The 24,733-nt window shown below is 69.2% G+C and carries 26 protein-coding genes and 1 pseudogene; 9 read left to right on the top strand and 18 right to left on the bottom strand.

Features of this window, described 5'->3' with window-relative positions:
- The first annotated feature begins 19 nt into the window (after positions 1-19).
- Complete coding sequence (gene alr / locus EPO51_RS03285) at positions 20-1,105, top strand: alanine racemase (protein WP_293345951.1); 1,086 nt, start codon at positions 20-22, stop codon at positions 1,103-1,105.
- Here the strand turns inward: alr and EPO51_RS03290 are convergent.
- The gene (locus EPO51_RS03290) at positions 1,090-1,713 is read right to left on the bottom strand and encodes a Yip1 family protein (RefSeq protein ID WP_293345953.1); all 624 of its coding nucleotides are present in this window, start codon (positions 1,711-1,713) and stop codon (positions 1,090-1,092) included. The genes alr and EPO51_RS03290 overlap by 16 nt on opposite strands.
- Positions 1,714-1,743: 30 nt before the next feature.
- Complete coding sequence (locus EPO51_RS03295) at positions 1,744-2,931, bottom strand: Yip1 family protein (protein WP_293345955.1); 1,188 nt, start codon at positions 2,929-2,931, stop codon at positions 1,744-1,746.
- A 136-nt stretch (positions 2,932-3,067) separates the two neighbouring features.
- On the opposite strand from EPO51_RS03295, the gene radA reads away from it, so the two are divergent.
- From radA to EPO51_RS03320, 5 genes are read left to right on the top strand one after another with little or no spacing between them, the layout of a single operon-like run.
- On the top strand, positions 3,068-4,444 hold the full coding sequence (gene radA / locus EPO51_RS03300; protein WP_293345957.1) for a DNA repair protein RadA: 1,377 nt from the start codon (positions 3,068-3,070) through the stop codon (positions 4,442-4,444).
- Positions 4,441-5,046, top strand: coding sequence for a CvpA family protein (locus EPO51_RS03305; RefSeq protein ID WP_293345959.1), 606 nt, complete (start codon positions 4,441-4,443; stop codon positions 5,044-5,046). The genes radA and EPO51_RS03305 overlap by 4 nt, the downstream gene beginning before the upstream one ends.
- Positions 5,043-6,530 carry an amidophosphoribosyltransferase gene (gene purF, locus EPO51_RS03310; RefSeq protein ID WP_293345961.1) on the top strand — a complete coding sequence of 496 codons (1,488 nt, stop codon included), beginning with the start codon at positions 5,043-5,045 and terminating at the stop codon, positions 6,528-6,530. The genes EPO51_RS03305 and purF overlap by 4 nt, the downstream gene beginning before the upstream one ends.
- Positions 6,527-7,513 carry a bile acid:sodium symporter family protein gene (locus tag EPO51_RS03315; protein WP_293345963.1) on the top strand — a complete coding sequence of 329 codons (987 nt, stop codon included), beginning with the start codon at positions 6,527-6,529 and terminating at the stop codon, positions 7,511-7,513. Before purF ends, EPO51_RS03315 begins: the two co-directional genes overlap by 4 nt.
- A gap of 11 nt (positions 7,514-7,524) precedes the next feature.
- Positions 7,525-8,271 (top strand): SDR family NAD(P)-dependent oxidoreductase, encoded by a 747-nt coding sequence (locus EPO51_RS03320; RefSeq protein ID WP_293345965.1) that lies wholly within the window; start codon positions 7,525-7,527, stop codon positions 8,269-8,271.
- On the opposite strand, the gene der is transcribed toward EPO51_RS03320, so the two are convergent.
- The 7 genes from der to EPO51_RS03355 form a co-directional block, all read right to left on the bottom strand.
- Positions 8,219-9,799 carry a ribosome biogenesis GTPase Der gene (der, locus tag EPO51_RS03325; protein WP_293345967.1) on the bottom strand — a complete coding sequence of 527 codons (1,581 nt, stop codon included), beginning with the start codon at positions 9,797-9,799 and terminating at the stop codon, positions 8,219-8,221. The two genes, EPO51_RS03320 and der, sit on opposite strands and share 53 nt — an antisense overlap.
- A gap of 22 nt (positions 9,800-9,821) precedes the next feature.
- Complete coding sequence (locus EPO51_RS03330) at positions 9,822-11,207, bottom strand: PQQ-like beta-propeller repeat protein (RefSeq protein WP_293345969.1); 1,386 nt, start codon at positions 11,205-11,207, stop codon at positions 9,822-9,824.
- Complete coding sequence (locus EPO51_RS03335; protein WP_293345971.1) at positions 11,204-11,977, bottom strand: tetratricopeptide repeat protein; 774 nt, start codon at positions 11,975-11,977, stop codon at positions 11,204-11,206. Before EPO51_RS03335 ends, EPO51_RS03330 begins: the two co-directional genes overlap by 4 nt.
- A gap of 97 nt (positions 11,978-12,074) precedes the next feature.
- Positions 12,075-12,449, bottom strand: coding sequence for a hypothetical protein (locus tag EPO51_RS03340; protein ID WP_293345973.1), 375 nt, complete (start codon positions 12,447-12,449; stop codon positions 12,075-12,077).
- On the bottom strand, positions 12,442-13,029 hold the full coding sequence (locus tag EPO51_RS03345; protein WP_293345975.1) for an RNA polymerase sigma factor: 588 nt from the start codon (positions 13,027-13,029) through the stop codon (positions 12,442-12,444). The genes EPO51_RS03340 and EPO51_RS03345 overlap by 8 nt, the downstream gene beginning before the upstream one ends.
- 25 nt (positions 13,030-13,054) lie before the next feature.
- The gene (locus EPO51_RS03350) at positions 13,055-13,435 is read right to left on the bottom strand and encodes a DUF6249 domain-containing protein (protein WP_293345977.1); all 381 of its coding nucleotides are present in this window, start codon (positions 13,433-13,435) and stop codon (positions 13,055-13,057) included.
- A gap of 188 nt (positions 13,436-13,623) precedes the next feature.
- The gene (locus EPO51_RS03355) at positions 13,624-13,971 is read right to left on the bottom strand and encodes an ArsC family reductase (protein WP_293345979.1); all 348 of its coding nucleotides are present in this window, start codon (positions 13,969-13,971) and stop codon (positions 13,624-13,626) included.
- Between the two features lie 12 nt (positions 13,972-13,983).
- Here EPO51_RS03355 and EPO51_RS03360 point away from each other — a divergent pair, with 12 nt between their 5' ends.
- Positions 13,984-14,238 carry a DUF2164 domain-containing protein gene (locus EPO51_RS03360; protein ID WP_293345981.1) on the top strand — a complete coding sequence of 85 codons (255 nt, stop codon included), beginning with the start codon at positions 13,984-13,986 and terminating at the stop codon, positions 14,236-14,238.
- On the opposite strand, the gene EPO51_RS03365 is transcribed toward EPO51_RS03360, so the two are convergent.
- Entirely contained in the window at positions 14,228-14,773 is a 546-nt protein-coding gene (locus EPO51_RS03365; protein WP_293345983.1) for a 2'-5' RNA ligase family protein, read from the bottom strand. The two genes, EPO51_RS03360 and EPO51_RS03365, sit on opposite strands and share 11 nt — an antisense overlap.
- 94 nt (positions 14,774-14,867) lie before the next feature.
- On the opposite strand from EPO51_RS03365, the gene EPO51_RS03370 reads away from it, so the two are divergent.
- Both EPO51_RS03370 and msrA read left to right on the top strand, forming a co-directional pair.
- Positions 14,868-15,257 carry a DUF3597 family protein gene (locus EPO51_RS03370; protein ID WP_293345985.1) on the top strand — a complete coding sequence of 130 codons (390 nt, stop codon included), beginning with the start codon at positions 14,868-14,870 and terminating at the stop codon, positions 15,255-15,257.
- 99 nt (positions 15,258-15,356) lie between these two features.
- Positions 15,357-15,869: a peptide-methionine (S)-S-oxide reductase MsrA gene (gene msrA / locus EPO51_RS03375; RefSeq protein ID WP_293345987.1), complete on the top strand. Its 513-nt coding sequence runs from the start codon at positions 15,357-15,359 to the stop codon at positions 15,867-15,869.
- Between the two features lie 10 nt (positions 15,870-15,879).
- Here msrA and EPO51_RS03380 read toward each other — a convergent pair whose 3' ends face one another.
- From EPO51_RS03380 to EPO51_RS03415, 8 genes and pseudogenes are all read right to left on the bottom strand, one after another.
- Positions 15,880-16,653 carry an SDR family NAD(P)-dependent oxidoreductase gene (locus EPO51_RS03380; RefSeq protein WP_293345989.1) on the bottom strand — a complete coding sequence of 258 codons (774 nt, stop codon included), beginning with the start codon at positions 16,651-16,653 and terminating at the stop codon, positions 15,880-15,882.
- Between the two features lie 110 nt (positions 16,654-16,763).
- Positions 16,764-17,999, bottom strand: coding sequence for a DUF6880 family protein (locus EPO51_RS03385; protein ID WP_293345991.1), 1,236 nt, complete (start codon positions 17,997-17,999; stop codon positions 16,764-16,766).
- Positions 18,000-18,215: 216 nt separating this feature from the next.
- Positions 18,216-18,869: a PEPxxWA-CTERM sorting domain-containing protein gene (locus EPO51_RS03390; protein ID WP_293345993.1), complete on the bottom strand. Its 654-nt coding sequence runs from the start codon at positions 18,867-18,869 to the stop codon at positions 18,216-18,218.
- 77 nt (positions 18,870-18,946) lie between these two features.
- Positions 18,947-19,774: a PEPxxWA-CTERM sorting domain-containing protein gene (locus tag EPO51_RS03395; protein WP_293345995.1), complete on the bottom strand. Its 828-nt coding sequence runs from the start codon at positions 19,772-19,774 to the stop codon at positions 18,947-18,949.
- A gap of 25 nt (positions 19,775-19,799) precedes the next feature.
- The gene (locus EPO51_RS03400; protein WP_293345997.1) at positions 19,800-20,516 is read right to left on the bottom strand and encodes a PEPxxWA-CTERM sorting domain-containing protein; all 717 of its coding nucleotides are present in this window, start codon (positions 20,514-20,516) and stop codon (positions 19,800-19,802) included.
- 32 nt (positions 20,517-20,548) lie between these two features.
- Positions 20,549-20,653, bottom strand: a pseudogene (locus EPO51_RS28125) (PEPxxWA-CTERM sorting domain-containing protein); the annotation flags it as partial.
- A gap of 1,269 nt (positions 20,654-21,922) precedes the next feature.
- Positions 21,923-23,230 (bottom strand): peptide MFS transporter, encoded by a 1,308-nt coding sequence (locus EPO51_RS03410; protein WP_293346001.1) that lies wholly within the window; start codon positions 23,228-23,230, stop codon positions 21,923-21,925.
- Positions 23,227-24,687 carry an alpha/beta hydrolase gene (locus tag EPO51_RS03415; protein WP_293346003.1) on the bottom strand — a complete coding sequence of 487 codons (1,461 nt, stop codon included), beginning with the start codon at positions 24,685-24,687 and terminating at the stop codon, positions 23,227-23,229. Before EPO51_RS03415 ends, EPO51_RS03410 begins: the two co-directional genes overlap by 4 nt.
- Positions 24,688-24,733: the final 46 nt, after the last annotated feature.

Consider the following 24,733-nt stretch of genomic DNA (forward strand, 5'->3'; position numbering starts at 1 on the left):
CTGAAGGCGGGGTGGCGCGATGACGCCGCCCGACCAAGCCCTTCTCACCATCGATCTCGACGCCCTGGCCCACAACCGGGCCGTCATCGCCGCCGAAGCCGCCGGGGCGGAGGTGGCGGCCGTGGTGAAGTCGGACGGCTACGGCCTGGGCGCCGGCCCCGTCTCGCGCCGGCTGCACGCCGAGGGCGCCCGGAGCTTCTTCGTCGCCCGTGTCACCGAGGGCGAGGCCCTGCGCGCCGCCATGGGCGAGCGCGAGGCGGCGATCTACGTCCTGGACGGCCTGGCGCCCGGAACGGCCGATCGGCTGGCGGCCGCCCGGCTGATCCCCGTACTCTCGACCCTGCCCCAGGCCCACGCCGCCCTTGCCCTGGCGGCCGCCCGCGGGCGGTATGAGGCCGCCCTGCACATCGACACCGGCATGAACCGCCAGGGCCTGACCCTGGAGGAGGCTCGCGCCTTGACGTCGGCGCCGGGCTGCCTGCGCGCCCTCGACGTCCCGCTGCTGGTGAGCCACCTGGGCTCGGCCACCGATCCGGGCGAGGCCCGCAATCCCCAGCAGCTCGCCCGCTTTCGCGAGGTTCGCAGCCTGTTTCCCGACAGTCGGGCCAGCCTGGCCGCCTCGGCCGGCGGCTTCCTCGGCCCCGACTATCGCTACGACATGGTCCGGGCCGGCATCAGCCTGTACGGCGGCGGCCCCGAGGAACGGCCCGACCCGCGACTGAAGGCGGTGGCGACCCTTACCGCCCCGATCCTCGACATTCGCGACCTGCGGCCGGGTGACCGGGTGGGCTACGGCTCGGCCTTCACGGCGGACCGCCCCACGCGCGTGGCGGTGGTCGCGGCCGGCTATTCGGACGGCGTGATCCGCGCGGCTATGGGCAAGGGCTACGCCTGGGCCGCCGGCGGCCGCCGAGCCCTGCTGGTCGTGAACATGGACCTCCTGGTGATCGACCTGGGAGACGCCTCGGCGTCGCCCGGCGATCCAGTAGAGCTTCTGGGCGCCCGCGCCCTCCTCGACGACCTGGCAAAGGCGGCCGGCACCGTCGCACACGAAGTCCTAGTGCGGCTGAGCTCACGCGCCAAGCGTGTCTACCTGGGCGCATAGGAGGCCGAGAGCGGCCCACCGATCTCCGCCGCCTTCGCGGTGATCATCCCGCGTCCCACCGCCAACAGTAGGATCGCGATCAGCACAGCGGCGAAGGCGGTCAACTTGCGGTCCTCCGGCACGCCCATCAGCCTCGGCAGACCGAGGTAGAGCGCATAGAGGCTATAGAGCCCCGCCAGGATGCCCACGGGAATGCCGAGGCTGGGATAGATCTCCGCCAGGCCGCCGATCCAGCTCGCCGTGGCCGCATAGACCACCAGGTTCAGCGCCGCCTGCCGTCCGCGCAGGCCGCCGAACGCCGGCGCCGTCAGGTCGATGAAGACCGCCAGCGCCCAGACCGCCGCCAGCGTCAGCCCGAAGCTCACCATCGCGCCCAGGATCAGGCCGACGACGCTCATATGGACGCCGATGTTGGCGATGTTGAAGCCGAAGACCAGGACGCCGAAGATTCCGCAGAGCGGCGGGACTGCCGCCAACGGCAAGGCATAGCGGAGGAACAGCGGCCGCGCCTCGGCCGGAGCCTCGGCGATCGCGTCCCACGTCCGGCCGGGTCTCAGCAGCATGCCGACGGCGCGCGAAATGCCGCCCGCCCCGCGCGCCACGTCCATCCCCTGCCCCTTCAACGCCACACGACGGCACTAGCCCGCCTTGGCGAGTCCTTCCAGCCGGCGCTGGTCGACCGAACCGACGGCGGCCTTGAGCTCTTCCATGCTGACCCCGTCGCCGCGGGCCTGCACCATGAAGCGCTCACCGACCAGCACGCTGTACTCGCCGCTCCTGGCCTGGCGGTCATAGTTCTCCTGCGTCATCCGCCCGCCGACCACGCCGACCTTCTCGTAGCCGGTGGCGGTCTCCTTGGAGGACTTCACGTTGAAGGCGCTGGCCATTCCGGCGAGGGCGCCGGCGGCGCCCATGTCGGTGACCTCCAGGCGCAGGCTGGCGTCGCCCTTGGCGTAGCGGGCCTCCGCCTGCGAGCCCTGGTAGCCGCCCGCCCCGCCGCTTGAGGCGCTGACTTCTTCGCGCGTGAAGCCGGCCACGCTGGCCGGCAGATAGGCCTTCAGCGCTTCCGGGTCGGTGGCGGTGGCGGTGCCGGCCTCCGCCTGCTTCGCCGCGGCTTCCATGCGCTTGGAGGCGGCTTCCAGCTTGGCGAGGTCCATCTCGCCGCCGCCGGGAACCTTCACCGTACCGGAAACCGAGCCGAGGGTTGCGGCGGGGTTCATCGCGCCGCTGAGCGCCATCACGCTGCCGCTGACCATGCCGATGATGATCGCCGCCACGATGGCCACGACGATGACCACCGCCGCATAGGGCAGCGCCTTGTCCTCGGGCGTCTTCATCAGCTTCGGCAGGCCCTTGTAGAGCAGGAACAGGCTGTAGAGGCCGCCCAGGATGGCGATGACGCCCAGCGCCGGGATGAGGCCGAACACGCCGGCCACCCACGACGCCGTCGGGGCGTAGGCTGCCACCTTGAAGGCCTGGATCCGGTCCTTGGTCCCGCCGAAGTTCGGCGCCAGGGTCTCGATGATGAGGGCCATGACATAGACCATGGCCAGGCTGAGCCCGTAGCTGACGATCGCCTGGACCACGAGCCACACGGGCGAGGGCCGGATCGTGATCCCGAACCCGCCGATCCCGAAGACCAGCATGCCGACCAGGCTGCAGACCACCGGGATCGCCGCCAGCGGCATCACGTAGCTGGTGTAGAGCCCGCCGATGCTCGGCTGCTCCCGGTCGATCTCGTCCCAGGTTTCGGTGGGCTTGAAGAGGATCCCCTTCACTCGCGCCACCAGGCCCGCGCTCGCGGACCCCGGTTCAACCACGCTCATAATGTCCCTCCAGCCCTTGTCCCGCCAAACCCCGACGCCAAGTAACCCTAGCCTAGCCGCCCGTGACGGCAAGCCACCGCACAGACCCGCACGCCCGGGTCGGCTAGACTTCACCGCATTCGAATCAGGAGACCCCATGGCCCGCGACGGCGCCGTCTATGCCTGCCAGTCCTGCGGAGCCGTGCAGACGAAGTGGTCCGGCCAGTGCCCGGCCTGCGGCGCCTGGAACACGCTCGTCGAGGAGCTGACCAGCAGCCGCCCGCCCGGCGCGCTGAAGCCGGCCCGAGGCGCCAAGACCCGCCACCTGGCCTTCGAGGGCCTGGACGAGGCCACGCCGGCCCCGCCGCGCATCGCCACCGGGGTCGGGGAATGGGACCGAGTGTGCGGCGGCGGCGTCGTGCCCGGCTCGGCGATCCTGGTCGGTGGCGATCCTGGGGTGGGCAAGTCCACCCTGTTGCTCCAGGTGGCCGCGGAGGCCGCGCGGCGAGGCTCACGCTGCGCCTACATCTCGGGCGAGGAGGCGATCGAGCAGGTCCGCAGCCGCGCCCAGCGCATGGGCCTGGCGGACGCGCCGGTCAAACTGGCCGCCGAGACCAGCCTGCGCGCGATCGTCGATGGGTTGAAGGCCGAGCCGTTCGACCTGGTGGTGATCGATTCCATCCAGACCATGTGGAGCGACAACCACGAGGCCGCACCCGGATCAGTGACCCAGGTGCGGGCCGCCGCCGGCGAGCTGGTGCGGCTCGCCAAGAAGCGCGGGCTGGCGGTGATCCTGGTCGGCCATGTCACCAAGGACGGCGCCATCGCCGGCCCGCGGGTCGTTGAGCACATGGTCGACGCGGTCTTCGCCTTCGAGGGCGAGCGCGGCTACCCGTTCCGCATCCTGCGGGGCGCCAAGAACCGGTTCGGCGCCACGGACGAGATCGGCGTCTTTGAGATGGGCGACGCGGGCCTCGCCGAGGTGAAGAACCCCTCGGCCCTGTTCCTCAACACCTCGGGCGAGCGGGCCGCCGGCGCGGCGGTCTTCGCCGGCATCGAAGGCTCACGGCCCGTCCTGGTGGAGATCCAGGCGCTGGTCGCGCCCTCGGCCTACGGAACGCCCCGCCGGGCGGTGGTGGGCTGGGATTCGGGCCGGCTGGCCATGATCCTCGCCGTCCTGGAGGCGCGCTGCGGCCTTGGGTTCGGGGACAAGGACGTCTATCTCAACGTGGCCGGGGGGCTTCGCATTTCGGAACCCGCCGCTGACCTCGCCGCCGCCGCCGCCCTCGCTTCCTCCGCGTTCGACGTGGCCCTGCCGCAGGACTGCGTCGTGTTCGGCGAGATCAGCCTCTCGGGCGAGGTGCGCCCGGTGAGCCGCATGGACGGCCGCATGAAGGAGGCCGCCAAGCTGGGCTTCCGCCGGGCCCTGGGGCCGGCCGACGTGGAGAAGCCAGCGCTCGCCTACACCGGCGCCAACCGCCTCGCCGACGCCGTCCAGCGGATCCACGACGCGGCCTGGGACGAGCGCGCGTGACCCAGTTCGATTTCCTGGTCCTCGCCCTGCTGGCCATTTCGGCCTTCGTGGGCTTCGCCCGCGGCGCGGTGCGGGAGATCTTCGCCCTGGTGGCCCTCGTCGTCGCCGCCGGCCTGGCGATCTTCGGCCTGCCCGTATTCGCCCCGATCTTCCGCGGCGTGGTCCAGCCGGGCTGGCTCGGCACGGTCTGCGCCCTGGTCGTCGTCTTCGGCGTCGCCTTCATCGCCCTGCGTCTGATCGGCGCAGGTATCGCGCGCCAGGTGCAGAACACCCAGATGCTGGGCTTCCTGGACCGCTCCCTGGGGCTGCTGATCGGCCTGGGGCGCGGCCTGATCGTGCTGGGCGCGCTCTATCTAATGTTCAACTCCGCCACGCCCGAGGATCTCCGCCCCCGTTGGATCACCGGCGCGCGGACCTGGCCCATCGCCAGCAACATGGGCCGGCTGCTGGAGACCCTCGCACCCCAGGGCCTGGACGTCGCCGGCCGCCTGAAACCCGCATTTGACCGCGCCGTTGGCGAAGGGTCAGGTGACAGATCGACGACAGACGGGTACGAGGCGCGCGAACCTTCAAGCAAAGACCGCCCGGAGCGATCCCGATGAGCCCCACGCACGAGCGTTGGTCCCCGCCGGCGCGTGATCCCGACGACGATTCCCCGCGTCTAGAGTGCGGGGTCTTCGGCATCTTCGACGCGCCCGAGGCCTCTGGCATCACCGCACTCGGCCTGCATGCCCTGCAGCACCGCGGACAGGAGGCCTGCGGCATCGCCTCGTTCGACGGCCAGCGCTATCATACCGAACGCCATATGGGGTACGTGGGCGACGCGTTCGGCGGCGGCGACCTCAACAAGCGCCTGCCCGGTCACGTGGCCATCGGCCATACCCGCTATTCCACCGCCGGCGGCAGCTTCATCCGCAACGTACAGCCGATGTTCGCCGACCTCGAGGCGGGCGGGATCGCGCTGGCCCACAACGGCAACCTCACCAACTTCCTGACCCTGCGCGAGCAACTGGTGCAGGAAGGCGCCATCTTCCAATCGACCTCGGACAGCGAGGCGATCCTGCACCTGATCGCCCGCTCGCGCCGGCCCAAGTTCCTCGACCGCTTCACCGAGGCGCTGCAACAGATCGAGGGCGGTTACGCCCTGGTCGCCATGACCAACAAGAAGCTGATCGGGGTGCGCGATCCCCTCGGCATCCGCCCGCTGGTGCTGGGCGAACTGAATGGCAAGTCGGTGCTCGCCTCCGAGACCTGCGCCCTGGACATGATCGGCGCCAAGTTCGTGCGCGACGTCGAGCACGGCGAGATGGTGATCATCGACCACCAGGGCGTCCGCAGCTTCCGGCCCTTCCCGGCCCAGCAGGCGCGGCCCTGCATCTTCGAGTACGTCTACTTCGCCCGCCCCGACTCCGTCGTGAACGGCCGCTCGGTCTATGATGTGCGCAAGCGCATGGGCCGCCGGCTGGCTCAGGAATCCCCCGCCGACATCGACGTCGTGGTGCCGGTGCCCGACTCGGGCGTGCCCGCCGCCCTCGGATTCGCCCAGGAAGCCGGCGTGCCTTTCGAGATGGGCATCATCCGCAATCACTACGTCGGCCGCACCTTCATCCAGCCGACCCAGGGCGAGCGGGAGCTAGGCGTTCGCATGAAGTTGGCGCCGAACCGCGCTGTGCTGGCGGGCAAGAAGGTGCTGCTGGTGGACGACTCCATCGTGCGCGGGACCAACTCGATCCGCGTGGTGAAGATGGTGCGCGAGGCCGGCGCCGCCGAGGTCCACTTGCGCTCGGCCTCGCCACCGATCCAGTGGCCCGACTACTACGGCATCGACATGCCGGACCGCGACAAGCTGCTGGCGGCCAATCACTCGGTGGAGGAGATCGCCGAGATCCTGGGCGTCGACTCGATGGGCTACCTGTCGGTAGACGGCCTCTATTGGGCCATGGAAACCGTGCGCGACCCCAAGAACCCGCAGTACACAGACCACTACTTCACCGGCGAATACCCCACCCGGCTGCTGGACCGGGAGATCGCGCTCGGTCGCAACGAGCTCGTTGAGCGCCAGCTCTCGTTCCTGGTCGACGCGTGAGCCCAGGGCTGCTCGGGCGGTTCAAGCCCGACTGGTACCTCGTCCTCATCATCCTGGTCGCCGTCGTGGCCTCGGTGTTACCGGCCCGGGGGGAGACCGCGGTCTGGTTCGGCTGGGTGACCAAGGCGGCGATCGCGCTGGTGTTCTTCCTGCACGGCGCGCGGTTGTCGCGCGAGGCGGTGGTGCGCGGCCTCGCCCACTGGCGGTTGCACCTGCTGGTGCTGGCCTGCACGTTCGGCCTGTTTCCGCTGCTGGCGTTGGGCGTGGTCGCCCTGCCCGCCTGGATCACGCCGCCCGAGCTGGCCGCCGGCCTGATCTACCTCGGGTGCCTGCCCTCGACCATCCAGAGCTCCGTCGCCTTCGTCAGCGTCGCGCGCGGCGACGTCCCGGCCGCGGTGGCCTCGGCGTCCGCCTCGAACCTGCTGGGCGTCTTCCTGACACCGCTGCTGGTGGGCGTCCTGCTTCACGCCCAGGGCGGAGTCAGCGCCTCGTCCTTCTGGGCTATCGTGGCCCAGCTCCTGATCCCGTTCGTGGCCGGCCAGCTGCTGCGGCCCTGGATCGGGGACTGGGTGAAGGCCAAGCACGGCGTACTGTCCAGACTGGATCGCGGTTCGATCCTGCTGGTGGTCTACACCGCGTTCTCTGGTGCGGTGGTGGCCGGGGTCTGGAGCATGCTTAGCGTGTTCGACCTCGTCCGGCTGCTGGTGATCTGCGCGGTGATGCTGGGCGTGGTCCTGGCCGCCACGGCCTTCGCGGCCCGCGCCCTAGGTTTCTCCAAGGAAGACGAGATCGCCATCGTCTTCTGCGGCTCGAAGAAGTCGCTGGCCAGCGGGGCGCCGATGGCCGCGGCGATCTTCGCGCCCGCTGTGGCCGGCGTCGCCCTCATCCCGCTGATGATCTTCCACCAGATCCAGCTCATGGCCTGCGCCGCCATCGCCCGGCGCTACGCCCAGCGGCCTGACACGGAAGCCCAAAGCGGCTAGAGAGCCGGCCCATGTCCGAACTGCCTCTCAAAGACCGCATCGCCCTCGTCACCGGCGCCAGCCGCGGGATCGGCAAGGCCGCCGCCCTGGCCCTCACCAACGCCGGCGCCCACGTCGTGGCCGTCGCCCGCACGCCAGGCGCGCTGGAAGCCCTGGACGACGAGATCCGTGCCGCCACAGGCCAGCCGGCCACCCTCGTGCCCATGGACATCGGCGAGGTCGATGGCCTGGACCAATTGGGCCGGGCCATCCACGACCGCTTCGGGCGTCTGGATATCCTGGTTCATGCCGCCGCCCTGCTGGGTTCGCTTACCCCGGTCTCCCACATCGAGCCCAAGCACTGGGACCGGGTCGTCGCCGTGAACCTGACCGGGTCCTTCCGCCTGATCCGCAGCGTGGAGCCGCTGCTGCGGGCGTCCGAGCATCCGCGGGCTATCTTCCTGACCAGCGGCCGTGCCGGCCGACCCAAGGCGTTCTGGGGAACCTATGGGGTCACCAAGGCGGGGCTGGAGCACCTGGTGCGGACCTGGGCGGACGAGCTCGAGCAGACCAAGGTCCGCGCGATCCTGCTCGACCCCGGCGTTATGCGCACGCGGATGCGGGCCGAAGCGATGCCGGGCGAGGATCCCTCCACGCTGCCCGACCCGTCCGAGATCGGACCGCTGATCGTCGAGCTGGCCCAGGCGGACCTGGGCCTGCCCGCGGCTAACGTGGCCTTTTCGACGTGGAAGATGGCCGGGACGCTCGCTTCGGCTTAGTGCCGGGACGCGAAAGCTTGGCCGCCCGGCCGCGCGGATTGCCGGCCTTGACCTTCTTGGGCTTCGAGGGAGCCTTGGGCCGGCCCTCGGCGCCCTCCTTGGCCTTGGCCGCGGCGGTCCGGCGGGTCCTAGCCGCCAGGCCGGTCTTCGCTTCCGATGGCTTGGCGCGGGTCAGGCCCGAACCGCTTTTCTCCTCGCCCTCCGCGAAGGGATTCTTGTTCGAGCGCACGGTCAGCCGGATCGGGACGCCCGGCAGGTCGAAGCTCTCGCGGATCGAGTTCACCAGGTAGCGCTTGTAGTGGTCGGGCAGCTGGTCGGCCCGGCTGGCGAACAGCACGAAGGTCGGGGGCCGCGCCTTGGTCTGCGCCATGTACTTGGGCTTCACGCGGCGGCCGCCCACCGCTGGCGGCGGATGGCGCTCGACGGCCATCTTCAGCCAGTCGTTCAGGTCGCGGGTCTTCACCTTGGTCGACCAGTCGGTATGGGCCTTGATCACCGCCGGCATCAGCTTGGTCAGGCCGTAGCCGGTCTCGGCCGACAGGGCCACGACGGGCGAGCCCTTGAGCTGCGGCAGCAGGCGGGCCGCCTCCTCCACGAACTCCTGCAGCTTGGAGTGCGGATCCTCGACGAGGTCCCACTTGGCCAGGCAGTAGACCAGGGCGCGGCCCTCGCGCTCGACGAGGTCGGCGATCTGCAGGTCCTGGATCTCGAACGGGTGGGTGGCGTCCATCACCAGGATCACGACCTCGGCGAAGGTGATCGCGCGGATGGAGTCGTGGGTGGAGAGCTTTTCCAGCTTCTCCTGGACCCTCGCCTTGCGGCGCAGGCCAGCGGTGTCGACCAGGCGGATAGCGCGGTCGTCCCAGGTCCAGTCCACGGGAATGGCGTCGCGGGTGATCCCCGCCTCGGGGCCGGTCAGCATCCGGTCTTCGCCGATCAGCCGGTTCACCAAGGTCGACTTGCCCGCATTCGGGCGACCGACGATGGCGATGCTGATCGGCTTGTCGGCCTCTTCGCCGGGCTCATCGTCCTCGTCGGGCGCCAGGGCGGCCACGGCCTGGTAGAGGTCGGCCATCCCCTCGCCGTGCTCGGCCGAGATCGGGATCGGCTCGCCCAGACCCAGGCCGAAGGCTTCCAACACCCCGGACTCCGAGGCCTTGCTCTCCGACTTGTTCGCGCACAGCACGACCGGCTTGCCCTTGCGGCGCAGCACGTCGGCGAAGATCTCGTCGGCCGGCGTCACGCCCTCGCGGGCGTCGATGACGAAGAGGGACGCGTCGGCCTCGTCGACGGCCAGCTCGGTCTGGACCCGCATGCGGGCCTCCAGGCTCTCGTCGGTGACGTCCTCGAAGCCGGCCGTGTCGATCAGCTCAAGGTCGAGGTCGCCCAGCCGGCCCGTGCCAAACCGGCGGTCACGGGTAACCCCCGGCTGGTCGTCGACGATGGCGAGCTTTCGGCCCGCCAGCCGGTTGAACAAAGTGGATTTGCCGACGTTCGGTCGCCCGACAATCGCGAGTTTCAGCGCCATGCCGGGGACTGTACCTGCCTGATCAGCGAATCGCGATCAGGTCGGCCTCCTCTGTGACCACATAAACGGTGTCGCCCATGGCGATCGGCGAGAGCGTCGAGGCGCCCTTGATCTCGATACGCTTGGCGATCTCGCCCGTCTTGGCGTTCAGGGCCACCATCTGGCCCGTTTGGCCGACGATCAGCAGCTTGTCGCCGGCAAGCAGCGGACCGGACCAGACCGGCTTGTTCTGCCGCTGGCCGCCGATGCCGAGGATGCCGCCCTTCTTCTTGGCCTTGAAGCCCTCGTTCAGGTTGCGGATCCAGTAGATCTGGCCGTTCTCGCGGCTGGCGCAGATCACATCGCCGGCCTTGGAAACCACATAGACCACATCCCCCGCGGGCCAGGGCGCGGTCACGCCCACCACCGGCAGGGTCCAGCGCGCCTGGCCGGTGCGCAGGTCGGTGGCGGCGAACACGCCCGAATGGCTGACTGCGAAGACGTCGCCCTGGTAGATCACCGGGCGGCCGGGGATGTCGCGGATCTCGGACAGCGCGCTGGTGCGGCTGGCGCGCGACAGGGCCTCGTTCCACAGGTCGTTGCCGTTGGACGCGCGCAGCGCCACAAGCTCGCCCGAGCCGAAGGCGGCCACCACCGTGTCGCCCGAGATCGCCGGGCTGGAGGCCGACAGGATGCGGGCCGTCTCGGACAGCGCCTGGTAGGTCCAGGACGGCGTGCCCGTCGCCGCATCGAAGGTCATCAGGGTGTTGTCGAGCGAGACCACGAACACCCGGCCGCCCGAGACGTTCGGCGCGCCATGGATGGATTCCGGGGTCTTGGTCCGCCAGCCGACGGCGCCGGTCTTGGCGTCCATCTGCATGACTTCGCGGTAGCCCGACGAAACGTAGAGCTTGCCGTCGGCGTAGGCCATGCCGCCGCCGAAAGCGAGCTTGTCGCGCTTGTTGTCGCCGGGGTTGGTGGCCGTGCGCCAGATCTGCGAGCCCGAGCGTGCGTCCACCGCGACCACGCGGGCGTCGGCGTCCATCAGGAACACCTTGCCGTCGGCGGCCACCGGCGGGGCGGTCACGTAGCGGCCGCGCTTCTGGCCTTGGCCGAAGCTCTTGCGCCAGGCGATGGAGACGTTGGCGCCCGCGGCCACGTTGCCGACCGCCTGCTCCGCGTTGCCGCCGGGCAGCGGCCAAGCCGTGACGGTCTCGGCCGGCGGCAGGGCGAAGTCGACGCCCTTCAGGGCCTCGGCCGGCTCCAGCAGCTGATCGGCGGGGATGATCGAGATGCGCTGGCCTTCGCCGGCGAGCTCGGCGGGGCCCTTGTCCTTCTTGCCGAAGGGATTGAGATTGCTGACGGTCGAGCATCCGCTCGCGCCGAGCGCCGCGATGAGGACGGCGGCGAGGATCGTGCGGCGGATCATTGCGGAGCGGGGCCTTGCGGTTGCGGCTGGGCGCCCGGCGGCGGGCCGATCACGGCGCCAGGGTCGATGGTCATCGGCGGCGGCAGCGCCTGGGCGGCCTTCACCACGGCTGGCACGGCCTTGGCCGAACCCGAATCGATCAGGCCGATTGCGGCCTGTGCGCGAGCTTGGGCGCCCTGCTGAGCGTCCAGGGACTGCGAGATCAGCACGAACTCGCCGCGCGCGCCGGCCAGGTCGCCGGCATTCAGCTTGGCGAAGGCCAGCGCCTCGCGGGCCTGCACCCGATAGGGGTGGCCCTCTTCCATCAGCGGCTTCAAGCGCCCCTCCAAGTCCTTAAGAGAGGCGGTGTCGAGGAGCGCGAAGGCGGATTTGAGGCGGGCGGCGTCTCCGACGATCGGATCGGGCGCGGCGGCGGCGGCCTCGTCGAACAGCTTCACGGCCTCGGCCGGCTTGCGGGCCTCCATCGCGAAGGCGCCGAGGTGCATCAGCGACAGCGCCTTGTAGGCCTTGGCGTGGGACTTCGAGACCTCGGTCCAGAGCTGCTGGGCCTTGGTCTTGTCGCCGGCGACCATGGCGTCCACGGCGGCGGAATACTGCTCGGACGCGGTGGCGATCTGCTTGTTGCGGTAGCTGTCGTAGCCCCAGTAGCCCAGGGTGGCGATGAGCGCGGCGGCGGCGATCCCCAGCATCCAAGGCAGCGCCCTGCGGGCGAACTGCTTGTAGCGGTCGGAGCGAAGCTGCTCTTCGACCTCTTCGAATAGATCCGTCACTTCAGGGGGGCTCCGGCCGCGGGGTGTCGCTTAAACGAGCGCGGAACCTATAGCGGCCCGCCCCGCGCCTCAAGTGCAGGTGGAGTGGTGGGGAGGATCAGATCTCCTCGATCACCCGCGCCAGCACGAAACCCATGGTCAGGACCGCCACGCCGACGGCGATCCACAGGCCGTAGCCGCCCGACAGGGCCGAGACCATGTCGGTGGTGGGCGTGACGCGGGCAAGCCCCTGGCTGAGCACGCGGGCCGACTGCTCGGCGTTCTCCACCTGCGAGAAAACGTTGGACATCACGAGCTGGCTGGCGCCGATCACGCCGCCGGCAAGGCCCGCGGCGCCCAGCAGCCAGCGCCGCGCCGTCCAGCCGCGGTCCAGCCGGCGCTCGATGCGCTGGGCGAAGGCCGCGGCGTCCGGCAGTTCCGGCGCGTCCGAGAACAGGCGCTCGAGCCGCCGCTCGAAATCGATCTCAGCCATTGCCGCGCCTCCCTTCAAGAACCGCGTCGCCCCCCGGCGCCAATCGCGCTCGGAGCTTATCCAGACCACGTTTGACATGTGATTTGACCGTTCCAAGCGGCAGGTTCAAGGCATCCGCCGCCTCGCCGTGAGACAGGCCCGCCCCGTAGCACATAGAGACGCACAGCCGCTCGGCCACGGAGAGGCCCTTCATCGCCTCGTCCAGGTCGATGCGGTGGTCGGCGTCGCGGGTCCCGTTGTCGGCCTCATCGGCCATTCCTTCTTCCGCCGCGAGCGCACTGAGGCGCTTCTCGCGTTGCAGGCGGCGCAGATAGAGTCTGGCCGCAATACGCTTTACCCAGCCCGCGAAGGTCCCCTCCCCCCGGAACTCGGCGATCCGCTCGAACGCCGCCAGGAACGCGTCCTGGGCCACGTCGTCGGACTCGGCCGCCTGGGCGCCCATGCGGCGCAGCAGGTGGCGTACCCCTGAGCTGTGCCGGCGCACCAGCTCCCCGAAGGCGCGCCGCTCGCCGGCCGCGGCGTAGGAGCAGAGCTCCACGTCGTGCAGGCTGGCGTAGCTCGAATGATTGGCGCCCGGCATGGGCATGATCCCCCGTCCGGCGCGCCTAGGACCTGCTCTTGTTGAGGAGGCCCAGGGCGATGAACGCCAGCCCGATGAAGATCGGGAAGGTGGCAAGACCGAGGCACGGGAACAGCGCATCCGGTTCCTCGAAGCTGAGCACGGCGCCCAGGGCGGCGAAGCCGATCCCAACGCCCAGCCAGATGATGCCGGTTCGCAGGTCGCGTTGCGGCGACGGCGGCAGGCCCGGGCTGCGGACGTTGCTCGACATCGCATCGATCACCTCGGCCGGGAGGGGCTGCCCCTTCTCGATGGCGACACGCAGCGTCTCGGCCATCTTCTGCCGCTCCTGGCTCTTGAAATAGCGAGGCGCGATGACCAGCGCCGCGATCATCGCGAAGAATCCCAGCGGGATCAGGATCTCCATTCGTTGTTCTCCTCTCCAGGTCAGTGGGCGGGGATGTCCCGTCTCTGAGGGTTAGAGACCTGGGCCACCGCGCGCAGATGCAACAGCGAGGATGAAACCTTGTCCATGATTCCGCTGACCGAACGGGATGACGCCGCCGATCCAGCAGCACCACGGCCGCCTCCGCCATCGGATGCCGGCTCCGCAGTTCAGTCGCTGAGCTGGGCGTAGGTCTCCGGCTTGAAGCCCACGTAGAGCTTGCCGCCGTGATGCAGTACGGGCCGCTTGATCATCGAGGGTTGCGCCAGCATCAGCGTGATCGCCTTCGCCTCGTCGATCCCGGCCTTGTCGGCGTCGGGCAGCTTCTTGAACGTCGTGCCGGCGCGGTTCAGCAGCACCTCCCAGCCGAGCTGGCGGACCCAACCCTCCAGGGTGGCGCGGTCGATGCCGGCCTTCTTGTAGTCGTGGAAGTCGTAGGCGACGCCGGCCTGGTCCAGGAAAGTCCAGGCCTTCTTCATCGTGTCGCAGTTCTTGATGCCATAGAGCGTCGCGGTCATCGTGATCCCCTCATGCCTCCGATCGAACTCCCCAAAGAGACCCGCGACGCCCTGGCCAAGGCCCTCAGCCGCTATCTCAAGGACGAACTGGACCTGGAGGTGGAGGGATTCGACGCCGTCTTCCTCGCGGACTTCATCACGGAGAACCTCGGACCGTATTTCTACAACCAGGGCGTGGCCGACGCCCAGGCCCTGCTGTCCAGGAAGACCGACGAGATCGTCGAGGCGATCTACCAACTCGAACAGCCGGTGAAGCTCAGCCGCTGAGAGGGAAGCGGCCGACCACGTCGAAGCGGCCCTCGCCGTGGACCGCGTGGATCAGGACGAACTCCTCGACCCGCCAGCCCAGGGGTTCGATGAAGGTCTCCGGGACCTGCGCCTTGTCGTAGATGAGGGTCATGTGCGGGACGATCTCGGCCTCGCGACGCGGGACCATGCCGGGTTTCGCCAGCGCCTTGTGGATCGTGGAGTAGAGGGCGTTCACCCCGATGACGCCCTCGTCGCCCCAGAGGACGACCGGCGCGGGATCACCGGCGGGCCAGGTCCCCAGGCGATTGAATTCGACGACGAAGCGGCGGGCGGCCACGTTTCCGGCGGCCTCCAACGCCTTGTCGATCACCGGGCCGGGCGGGCGCTTGAAGTCGCCGACGTAGTTGAGGGAGACGTGCAGGCGCGCCGGCGCCGCCGGCTTGGCGCCTAGCCGATGTTTCGCTCGCGCGGCCTCGGCCAGGGCCAGCGCCAGGGCTTGCGCCTCAGGCGGCGGCTGCAGGGCGAAGTAGAGGACGTGCTTGCCGCGGATCATGTCCTCCCATGCCGGGTCATTTGATCGATGCCAAGGCGCGCTTGAGGGAACCGGGGCCATAGGCCCGTGTTCCGCATCCACCCAAGGAGCAGACATGAGCCTGATGGACCGCATCATCGAGCGGCTCTTCCACGGCGACAACGGCCTCGCGCCGCGCGACTGGGTTGCGCCCGCGGCCAGGGACGCTCATCAGCCGCCGCCGATCGAGCGGACGGCGATGGCGCCGCCGTCGGACGTGGCGATCTTGCTGAACGCCCGCGCGGAGGCGGCGGGCCTGGGCGACGCTTGGCGGCATTCCCTGGACGGGCTTCTGACCCTGCTTGGTTTGGATGCGTCGCTGGCGGAGCGGAAGGAGCTGGCCGCCGAACTCAATATCGGCGCCGGCAGGCCGGGCAGCTCCACGCACGACGCGGCGCTGTACGAGGCCTTGATCCAGCGTCTGGCCGAGAACGGCGCCGTCGCGCCGGAGAGCTTCTACAAGTAGGCGAGCCGGCCTCGAGGCGCTTCGCAAGCCCGGGCGATGGGTTCAAACTGGGACCACATTCCCTATGTTGCGTGCAACCCGCCGCAAAGGAGCCCGCCCATGACCGCCAAGACCGAGACCGCCATCCTCGCCGGAGGCTGCTTCTGGGGCGTGCAGGACCTGTTGCGGCGCTACCCCGGCGTCTTGAAAACCCGCGTCGGCTATTCCGGCGGCGACGTGCCGAACGCCACCTACCGCAACCACGGGACCCACGCCGAGGCCATTGAGATCGTGTTCGATCCAACCGTGATCTCGTTCCGCCAGGTCCTGGAGTTCTTCTTCCAGATCCACGATCCGACCACGCTGAACCGCCAGGGCAACGACCTGGGGATGAGCTACCGGTCGGCGATCTTCTACACGAGCGAGGAACAGAAGCGCGTCGCGCTGGACACCATCGCCGACGTCGACGCCTCGGGCCTGTGGCCGGGCAAGGTGGTGACCGAGGTGACGAAGGTCGGACCGTTCTGGGAGGCTGAGCCGGAGCACCAGGACTACCTGGAGCGCATCCCCAACGGCTACACCTGCCACTTCATCCGCCCGAACTGGAAGCTCCCGGTGCGCGCGACAGCCTGACCGCCCTCGCCTATCGGCCGCCCTGGCCGTCGTCGACGCGGATGACCGTCCCGGTCACCGCGTCGGAGGCCGGGCCGACCAGGTAGAGCAACGTTGAGTCGAGTTGCGCCGGGTCGCCCAGGCGCTTGCGCGGAAAGTGCTGGGTTAGGTCGCCGACGCGCGCGAGCATCCCGTCCATCATCTCCGATGCGAAGGCGCCGGGCGCGATGGCGTTGACGTTGATGTTGTATCGGGCCCATTCCACGGCGAGCACCTCGGCGCTCCGGGCGACCGCCGCCTTGCTGACGGAGTACAGCGCGGCCCCGCCGCCCGAGTAGCTGAAGGCGGCCACCGAGGCGATATTCACGATCCGCCCGGGCTTCTCCGCCGCGATCAGCCGCCGCGCCACCTCGCAGGCCAGGACGAAGGGCGCGCGGACGTTGATGTCGAGCACCCGGTCGATCAGCTCCAGCGACATCTTGTGGGCTCGTTGGGCGTCGGGGATGCCGGCGTTGTTCACCAGGATGGTGACCAGGCCCAGCTCGGCCTCGGCCTTGGCGACCGCGGCGACGAGCTGCCCGGCGTCGGTGGCGTCCATCTCGATCGGCAGGGCCGTCCCGCCGGCGGCGCGGATCTCTGTCGCGAGAGCCTCCAGCTTGTCGATACGCCGGGCGGCGATGGCGACCTTGGCCCCCTGGCTGGCCAACACCCTGGCGAAGCGATAGCCCAGGCCCGAAGAAGCGCCCGTGACCAGCGCGACCTGCCCGGTCAGGTCGGTGGAAGCGTTCGGAAGCGGAAATGACATCGGCGGATCCTTTGCGCGCGCCGCGTTGGCGCGACTGTGCAGGTCACCCGGCTTGACCCGGCGTGAGTCCAGCGTCCGCATCCCCGACGGCTCGCCGGCGCCGGAACGTCCTACCCGAGCGCGATGGTGTCCGCCTCTTCGGTGAGGCGGTCGCAGGTGGTGAAGTCGCGGCGGCGGAAGGCGACCGCCGCGGTCTTGCGCAGGAGGGTATGCGCCGCGCGGGGCTGGCGGGCGCGGAGCTTTCCGGCCCAGAGTTCCGCCTGCTCGGCCGCGACCTGCAGCTCGTCGGCGCGGGCCTCGATCATCGTCGCGGCCTCCGGCAGGGCCGGCCAGTCCATCAGGAACTGCAGGCCGCGCGCGGTGTCCGCGTGGCGCGCGGCATGTTCGAACGCCCGGTTCTCGGCCTCGACGTCCTCGAAGTCCGGCAGGCGACGGGTGAACGCCCGCGCCCGTTCGGCGGAAAGCGTGCGCTCGAAGGAGGCCCATCGCGTCGCCTGCGCCGCCTCGGCCTCGCCAGCCGCGTCGAGGTAGTCGATCCAAGCCGTCTCCCAGTCGAAGTCGGGCTCGGCGGACTTGGCGGCGGCCTCCAGCAGGCGCCCGGCTTCCGCCACCCGGCCGGCGGAGAGCAGCCGCTGCGCGGCCTCGGCGGCGACGCCGGGCATGCGTATCGCCTTGGCCGTGAATGTGCCCAGGAAGGCGTCGACGTCGCCGCCGGCGTCGGCGACCTGACGGATGATCGCCGCCCACCCTGGCGAACCGCCCTCCCGGTCCCGCAAGCGCGCCAGCAGCATCTCAAGGGCGGATTTGGGCGCCGAGTTCAGCGCCGCCGGCAGCCAGTCCGCCCACGCGGTCGGATTGCGGGAGATCGCCTCCGCCAGCCCGTCGATGGCCCTCGCGTCGCTTCGCTCTTCCAGGAGCCGCCCGATATCGGCCGCCGCCCGGTCGAAGACCGCTGCGACCCCGCCGTCTTTGTCGCGAACGCGCGTTCCCAGACGCCGCGCCAGGTCCATGAACGGCCACATCCGCGCGAGCGCCGCGACGGCATCGAGTTCTGCCAGCCGGCCGGCGATCAGCGTCCGCAGCGCCTCGAGGTCGGCCACGAAGCTCGGCCGCTTGCGCCAGGAGACCTTGGAACGGCTCCCCTCCAGGGTTGTCAGCCGCTTGTCGAGTTCGAGCGCCAGATGCTCGGGCCCCTGCTCCGCGGCCAACTCCATCCGCAGCCGCCGCTTGAGGTCAGGCCGGCTGTCGGCCGCGTCGGCGACGATCGCCGCGAGCCGCTCGGGGCCGAGGCGCGCGAGGTTCTCAGGGGTGACCTTCTTCAGGCTGGCGACGGTGGGCGGCTTCATGGCGTCCGGGAGCGGCTTGGGCCGTGCGCGGCCGAGGGTTCATCTGCTCCCTTTCGCGCACGACGCAAGTCCCATCGGGACGTGGCGGCCCCGCTTAAACCTAGACGCCGTAGGCGCGGCGGCCGGCGACGGGGCTCGCCCGGCGGGATCACCGATGGCAAAGCCCTGCTGGCCTACGATGCCCACCCTCCAAGCCGGGAGCCGGCACGACCTAAGTCAAGCCGCCAGCAGGCCGCTGGCCGTTGTCGAGGCCGACCGGCGACGCATTCGCATCCCGGCCAGGCCGAACCCCGCGATCATCAGCGCCCATGTAGCCGGCTCCGGGACGACGCCAGCCGGCCCGTCCGGCAAGACTTCGCGGACGCTGATGTCGTCGATGTAGATATTCCCGGAGCGACTGTTCCCAAGGATGTTGAACGTCGTCTCCGAGCTGAAGGCCAACCGCGTGACACTCAGCAAGTAATAATCGGTATCCCCAGCGTCCTGCGTGAGGTTGAAGCTGTAGGGCAGAAACTGCGAGAAAAAGCTGTTGTCGGGGTTCGACACGTCGAGGAAATTGTCTACTTGGATCCACATATCGATTTGATATTCGTGCAGGCTCAAGGTTGGCACAACCTGCGAGAGCTGGTCGTAGCCGTCCGTGCTGCCGAAGAAGTAGCCGCGACTTTGGTTGCGCCCTATCCCTCCAACAGCAGCCGCACGCGGTTCGTTCGGCGCCGGCGTCAACGTCCATCCGCTCGGCTGCTCGACGTTGCCCACATCGCTCTCGAAATCGCCGTTGACGATCAGGTTCGGGCCGAGCGTCGCCGCCCAAGCGGGCATGCCCATTACGGCGACGAGAAGTCCGGCGGCGAGAGACAGCAACTTCATGAATACATTCCCGAACTCGGTGGATGGTTCTGCAGGCATTCGCTCTAGGACGAGCGGGGTCGGGCGAAACGAGATCCTTAGGTTCGCCCGGGAAGCGCATTTCGACCGTTGCGCAGGCGTGTGCCCGCCAGGCCGAAGCCTGCGATCATCAGGGCCCAGGCGGCGGGCTCCGGCACGGGACTCTCAAGGCCGTTCACGATCGTGATGTCGTCGATGGCCAGGGCGTAAGGCCCCCCGCTGGTGAAGGCGATCGACTTGGCGACGCCCTCGAACGCGAGGGCGGAATACTTCATCGGACAGAACAACGCGTTGTACTCGGGACATCCCACCGCCGGAACGGTGAGGTCGTAGAACGCGAGCTGGTCCCCCGTTCCGTCCAGGCCGGAATAGAGGGCGATGGAGTAGCCCACGATTGGGGCGCCCCCCAGATTGATCGCGTAGTTGAACGACATGTTGCCGGTGAAGCCGTCGTCGAAGTTGACGTAGTCCGTCCCGACGGTCTTGAAGGTGAGCCCGCCCTGAAGCGACTCCGGGAAATCCGTCACGCCGCCTCTGGAGGTGCCGGAACAGTCGACGGTCTGGGAATTCAGGCAAAGCAACCTCGCGTTTTCACCGAAGCGCACGTGATAGTTCGTGCCCATCGTACCGATGCTGCTCGCGCCGCCCGCGTAGAAGTCGAGGATCTGGACGTCGTTGTTGTTCGGGTAGGGCGCGATGTCTTCGAACATGAGCGTGTAGTAAGCCGCATGCGCGGCCGACGCCGAGGCCGTCAGCAGGAGGACCGAAAGGGCGGCGAGCCATCGACGATATCCGCCTGAGACGCCCCTCGGGGCTTGGCCGATCTCCACGGACGGCGTCGTAGCCGCGGCGTTGCCGGAGCGTCTCCGGGCGAAGGTTCTGAGCATGGGTTCAATCCTTCAGGGGTTGTCGCTATGACCGGACGGCGGCGCGGCGGCGCATCCGCAGACCGGCGAGGCCGAAGCCCGCGATCATCAGCGCCCAGGTGGCGGGTTCCGGCGCCGCACTGCCGCCGCCCACGGTGATGTCGTCGAAGACCACGTAGCCGGTAACGCCGGTGAACCAGATGGACTTGGCCGTGCCGGCGAACGAGACCTGGAGCTCCTCGAAGGGGCAGAAGCTGGCGGAGCCATAGGCCGGCCCGCACCCAGGCGCCAGGACCGGCAGGGTGAAGCTGGCCAGGAGGTTCCCTGTCCCCTTCTCGCCGTCATAGATCCCGCCGCTGCCAGTCCCGAAACCCAGGGCCGCGTAGACGAACGACAGCTGGGTGTCGAAGCCATCGGCGAAATTGATGAAGCTGTCGTCGTCGTAGAAGGCCAGGCCGCCGGCCTGGGAGGCGGGATCGCCCTGCCCGCCACGCGAGACGTTGGAGCAGAAGTTGCTGGTGGTGTTCAGGCACACCAGGGCGCCCTTGTTGCCGAACGTCACGCCATGGTCGACGCCGACCGTGCCGAGGGTGCTGCTGCCGCCGTTGTAGAAGTCGCCGAGATAGACGATGGGCTGCTGGCTCGGCGGATTGGTGTCGACACCCTCGAAGTCCAGGGTGATGGCGGCCTGGGCCGCCACGGGCGCCAAGATCAGGAAGCCGCTGGCGACCGCCAGTCCGGTCATGAGCAGAATTCGACGCATGGCGCCCTCCTGAAGTTCGGCTTGAGGGGTGCTCACTGGGAGACCGCGGCGGCGCGGCGGCGCATCTGCGCCCCGGCCAGGCCGAAACCCACAATCATCAGCGCCCAGGTGGCCGGTTCAGGCACCCCGCCGACGGCCGCGTCAGGCAGGTAGCCGAGGCTGGTGATCTTATAGTTCAGGCGGTCGCCGGCCTGGATCCGCACGTCGCCGATCTCGGTCTCGAAGCCGCCGAAGCCGTTCAGGCCGGGCGTGATCTTCGAGAAGTAGTTGAACTGGTGAGCCTCGTTCCAATAGCTGGCGTAGATCCCGTCGTCCGTGCCGACCATGGCCGTGACACGGAAGGTGTCGGGCACACTGTTCGCCAGCAGGTAGCCGATGCCCTCGACCTGCGCTCCGGCGCCGTCGGGGTCCAGGTTGATGCGGAAGAACAGGTTGTACTCGCCATCGAAGGCGGTGCCGTACATCTGGCCGTCGTAGGTGGCGAGCGTATCGATCGCGTAGCCGAAGGGCCTCTCGCTATCGCCATAGGTGATCCCACCAATATTGTCCGCGTAGGCGCCGGGGCTGTTGGTGTTTTCCAGGAGCTGGAAGAAGTAGTTGCTATCGCCGTCCCAGCTCGCGCCATAAAGGTCGCCACCCATCGGGGTCATGGCGGAGATCGGGTCGTCGTAGACGTCGCCCCCCTCGTGTTGGGTCCGGATGTCGCCGCTGTTCGTGCTGTAGCCGCCGGCGCCGCCGTTCGGCGCCGGGACCAGGTCCGAATAGTAGTCGAAGGTCCCACCGGCGCTGAGGCTGGTTCCCTTGAGCACGCCGTTGACGCCCGCCATGGCGGTGACCGGTATGACGTCGATGTCATCGGTCTGCCTTATCGTGAGATACCCCCGGTTCGACGTGACCGCCCCGGCGCCGTCCGGGTGGAGCTGGAGCAGGAAGTTGAGCGGCCCGCCGTTGGAGGCCGCGCCGTAGATCGTTCCGGCCTGGCTGGGCAAGGCCACGGCGAAGGTCATGGTCATGGCCGCAGCGCCGAGGGCCAGGTTCAATTTTCGCAGGTTCAACATGAAGCGACTCTCAGACTGAATTCGACGGATGGTTTGGGCCCCAGGGAGGCGCGCCATCGCGCAGGCTCGCGGCTCGTTGTTGCGGCATGCGCCACCCCGTTGTCCCGGACCGTCTGGCCCCGACGACGAGGATGCGCGACCGACATTTCCCGACGACGGCGGCCGTCCGCGCGCCAGGTTTCAATTGTTTCCGGCAAGGGCGCGGCGGGCGCCGATCACAGGGCCGAGATCCTCGGACAGGGAGGTTGAGCATTCGGGGCGCCGGACACGTGCGTTAAGGTCGCTGACGACAGACCTCGCCGGGAAAGGCCCGGCAAGGTTGCATCCATAGGGATCGCATTAGCCCGGCTAATGCCTCGGCGGCGTCGGAGGAAGCGAGGTATCGAACAGCCTCTCCAGGCCGGTGCGGAACACGACCAGGGTCAGGCCACAGGACAGCGGGATCGCCCCGACCATCGCGAAGAACGCGGCCTTGGGCATCACCGACCAGAAGCCGCCAAGGTAGCCCGCGACATAGTTGCCAATCGTGTGCGCGAAGAACCAGGCGCCCATCATCAGCGTGGCGTATCGGACCGGCGCGCGACGGCTGAACATCGATTGGCCCATGGGTGACAGGCAGAGTTCGCCCAGTGTCAGCGGCACGAAGAACAGCACCGCCAGCAGCAGGCTCAGGTCACCCGTCACCCCGGCCGCCGCCGCGACCGCGAGCGGCGCGTAGGCAAGGGCCGCCAACAGACAGCCGACGATCATCTTGGACAGCGAACTGTCGTGTCGTCCCGGCTTGACGCCGCGCGTCCACGCCGTCGCCAGCAGAGGCGTGAGCGCGATGACGAGTAGCGGATTGAGCGACTGAAACCAGACTGTCGGAATTTCGAAGGTCTGCGTCCCGACCGCCAAGGTGCGGTCCACGTCGCTGTCGATCCAGAGCGCGACGGTGTTGCCCATCTGCTCGACGGCCGTCCAGAAGAACACCGCGACCAGGGCCAGGACCAGCAGGCCCATAACGCTGCGCCGCGCGCCGCCTGCCGAGGTGGGCCCGGGAGGCGCCACGCTATGGGCCTCCTGCTCGGCTTCCAGGATCAGCGGCTGACCGAACACGTAGATCGCGGTCGCCGCCAGCATTCCCAGCCCGGCCAGCGCGAAGCCCCAGTGCCAGCCATAGAGCGCGCCAGCCGTTCCGCAGATCAGCGGTGCGATTAGTCCGCCCAGATTGATGCCCATGTAAAAGAGGCTGTAGCCGCCATCGCGCCGGGGATCGTCCCGCGCATACAGCCGCCCTACCTGGGCGGAGATCGAGGGCTTGAAGGCGCCGTTGCCGATGGCCACCAGGGCCAGTGCTGGAAACACCATCGGCTCGAACGCCATCAGGAAGTGACCGGCCGCCATGATGACCGCGCCGATCACGACGGCGCGCCTAGGTCCCAGCCAGCGGTCGGCTATGTAGCCGCCGATAAGGGGGGTGAAATAGACCGCCGCCGTGTAGGTCCCGTAGATCTGCGACGCATCGGGCTGCGAGAAGCCCAGATGCTTGATCAGATAGAAGACCAGGAGCGCGCGCAGGCCGTAGAACGAGAACCGCTCCCACGCCTCCGCGAAGAACAGGATCGCCAGGCCGGGCGGATGGCCGAAGAAGCTGGCCGTGCGGGACCGGCTCAAGGCGCGGGGACGCGGAACGTCGGCGCGGGCAGCCAGACCTCGCTGGGCAAATCGCGGACCTCGCCGGTGCGCAGGAAGCCGATCACGGCGGCGAGAACCTCCGGCGCTCGGGCGAAGACCGCGGCGCGGCTCTGATGGCCGGCGCGATGCGCCACTACGGCGCGGGCCTTCGGGAAATAGGGCAGCGCTCCCAGCATGTTCTCGAGCGGCGTCGAGGTATCCCAGTCGCCGTGGATGAACAGCATGGGGATCGGCGACTGGAAGGGGTTGCGGAAATCGTCGCCGGCGTCAGGCGTCGGCCAGGCGGACGCGGCCGCGATCAGCGGATCGAAATCGCCGACGCCAAGATAGGAGACGGCAGGGTCGGTCCGGAGGAGGTGCTCGCGACCCGGCGACACGCCGACGCTGCTGTCGATCAGCGGCTGGATCAGCCGGACCGGCGATCCGCGCCGGCGGGCCAGGGTCTCGCGCGCCAGGGTCTCATAGCGGCCGCGATAGACTTCCAGCACGAAGGCCGGCCAGTCGGCGGCCGGCCGGATCAACGCGGCCTGCAGATCGGTCAGCCCCAGGACGACTGACGCCGCCTCGCCCGGAACCTGTGCGGTGATGGGGCCGGCGGCGAAGCGGTCGCGGACCGCCGTCAGCGCGGCCATCACACCGCCCGAAGGAAGGTGGGGCGCAAGTCCTTGGTCATGGTCGGCCTCCCAGGCGATCCGCTGGAAGGCCGCGAACACCTGCGAGGGCATGTCGTAGTTCTTAGCCAGCGGCTCGGCGCCCGAGATCAGCGCCCGCGCCACGATCTCCGGGTGCAGGCGCATGACGGCGAAGCTCCACTGGGAGCCAAAGCTCTGGCCGGAGAGCGTGAGCCGCGCGTACCCCAGCGCGCGGCGCAGGTCGTTCACGTCCTCGGCGCACTGCGTGACCGTGTAGCCGGCCAGGTCGCGGCCCGGGTTCGCCGCCACCGCCCCGCGGGCGAAGGCGATGGCCGCTTCGGCCTCCGTCGCGGGAGCCCCTGCCCGGTCCAGCGCCATCGGCGCCGGCGTCAGCTCCAGCACCTCGCCGCGCCGCGAGAAGCCTCGCTGATCGACGATCACCACGTCCGCCGCAGCCGTGTAGGGCAGGATGCCGGTGAGCTGGGCGGCGGCGGCGGCGTCGCGGTCGGTGAAGGCGTTTAGATAGCTGTTGCCCGGCCCGCCCGGCAGCAGGAACACTGGCGGCGCGTCACCGGGTGTCGTGGCCCGGATGCGGGCGAACCCGACGCCGATGATCCGGCTGCCGGGAGACGCGCGGTTCTCGGGCACATAGAGCGTGCCCAGCTCGAAGCGGATCAGGCGGCCGTCTGGCGCGGTCACCGAGCCCGGCTCCAGCACGAGATCGCCGGGCCGATGGTCGCTCGCCTGCACGGGCCCGGCGACCAGCGCCAGGGCGACCAGCGCCAGACCCCACAGCCGCCGCATGCCGAAAATCTCCAGGAAAAGGTTGCGGCCGCCCCGCGGGGAACAT

The organism is Phenylobacterium sp., assembly GCF_004297125.1.
Classification (GTDB): domain Bacteria; phylum Pseudomonadota; class Alphaproteobacteria; order Caulobacterales; family Caulobacteraceae; genus Phenylobacterium.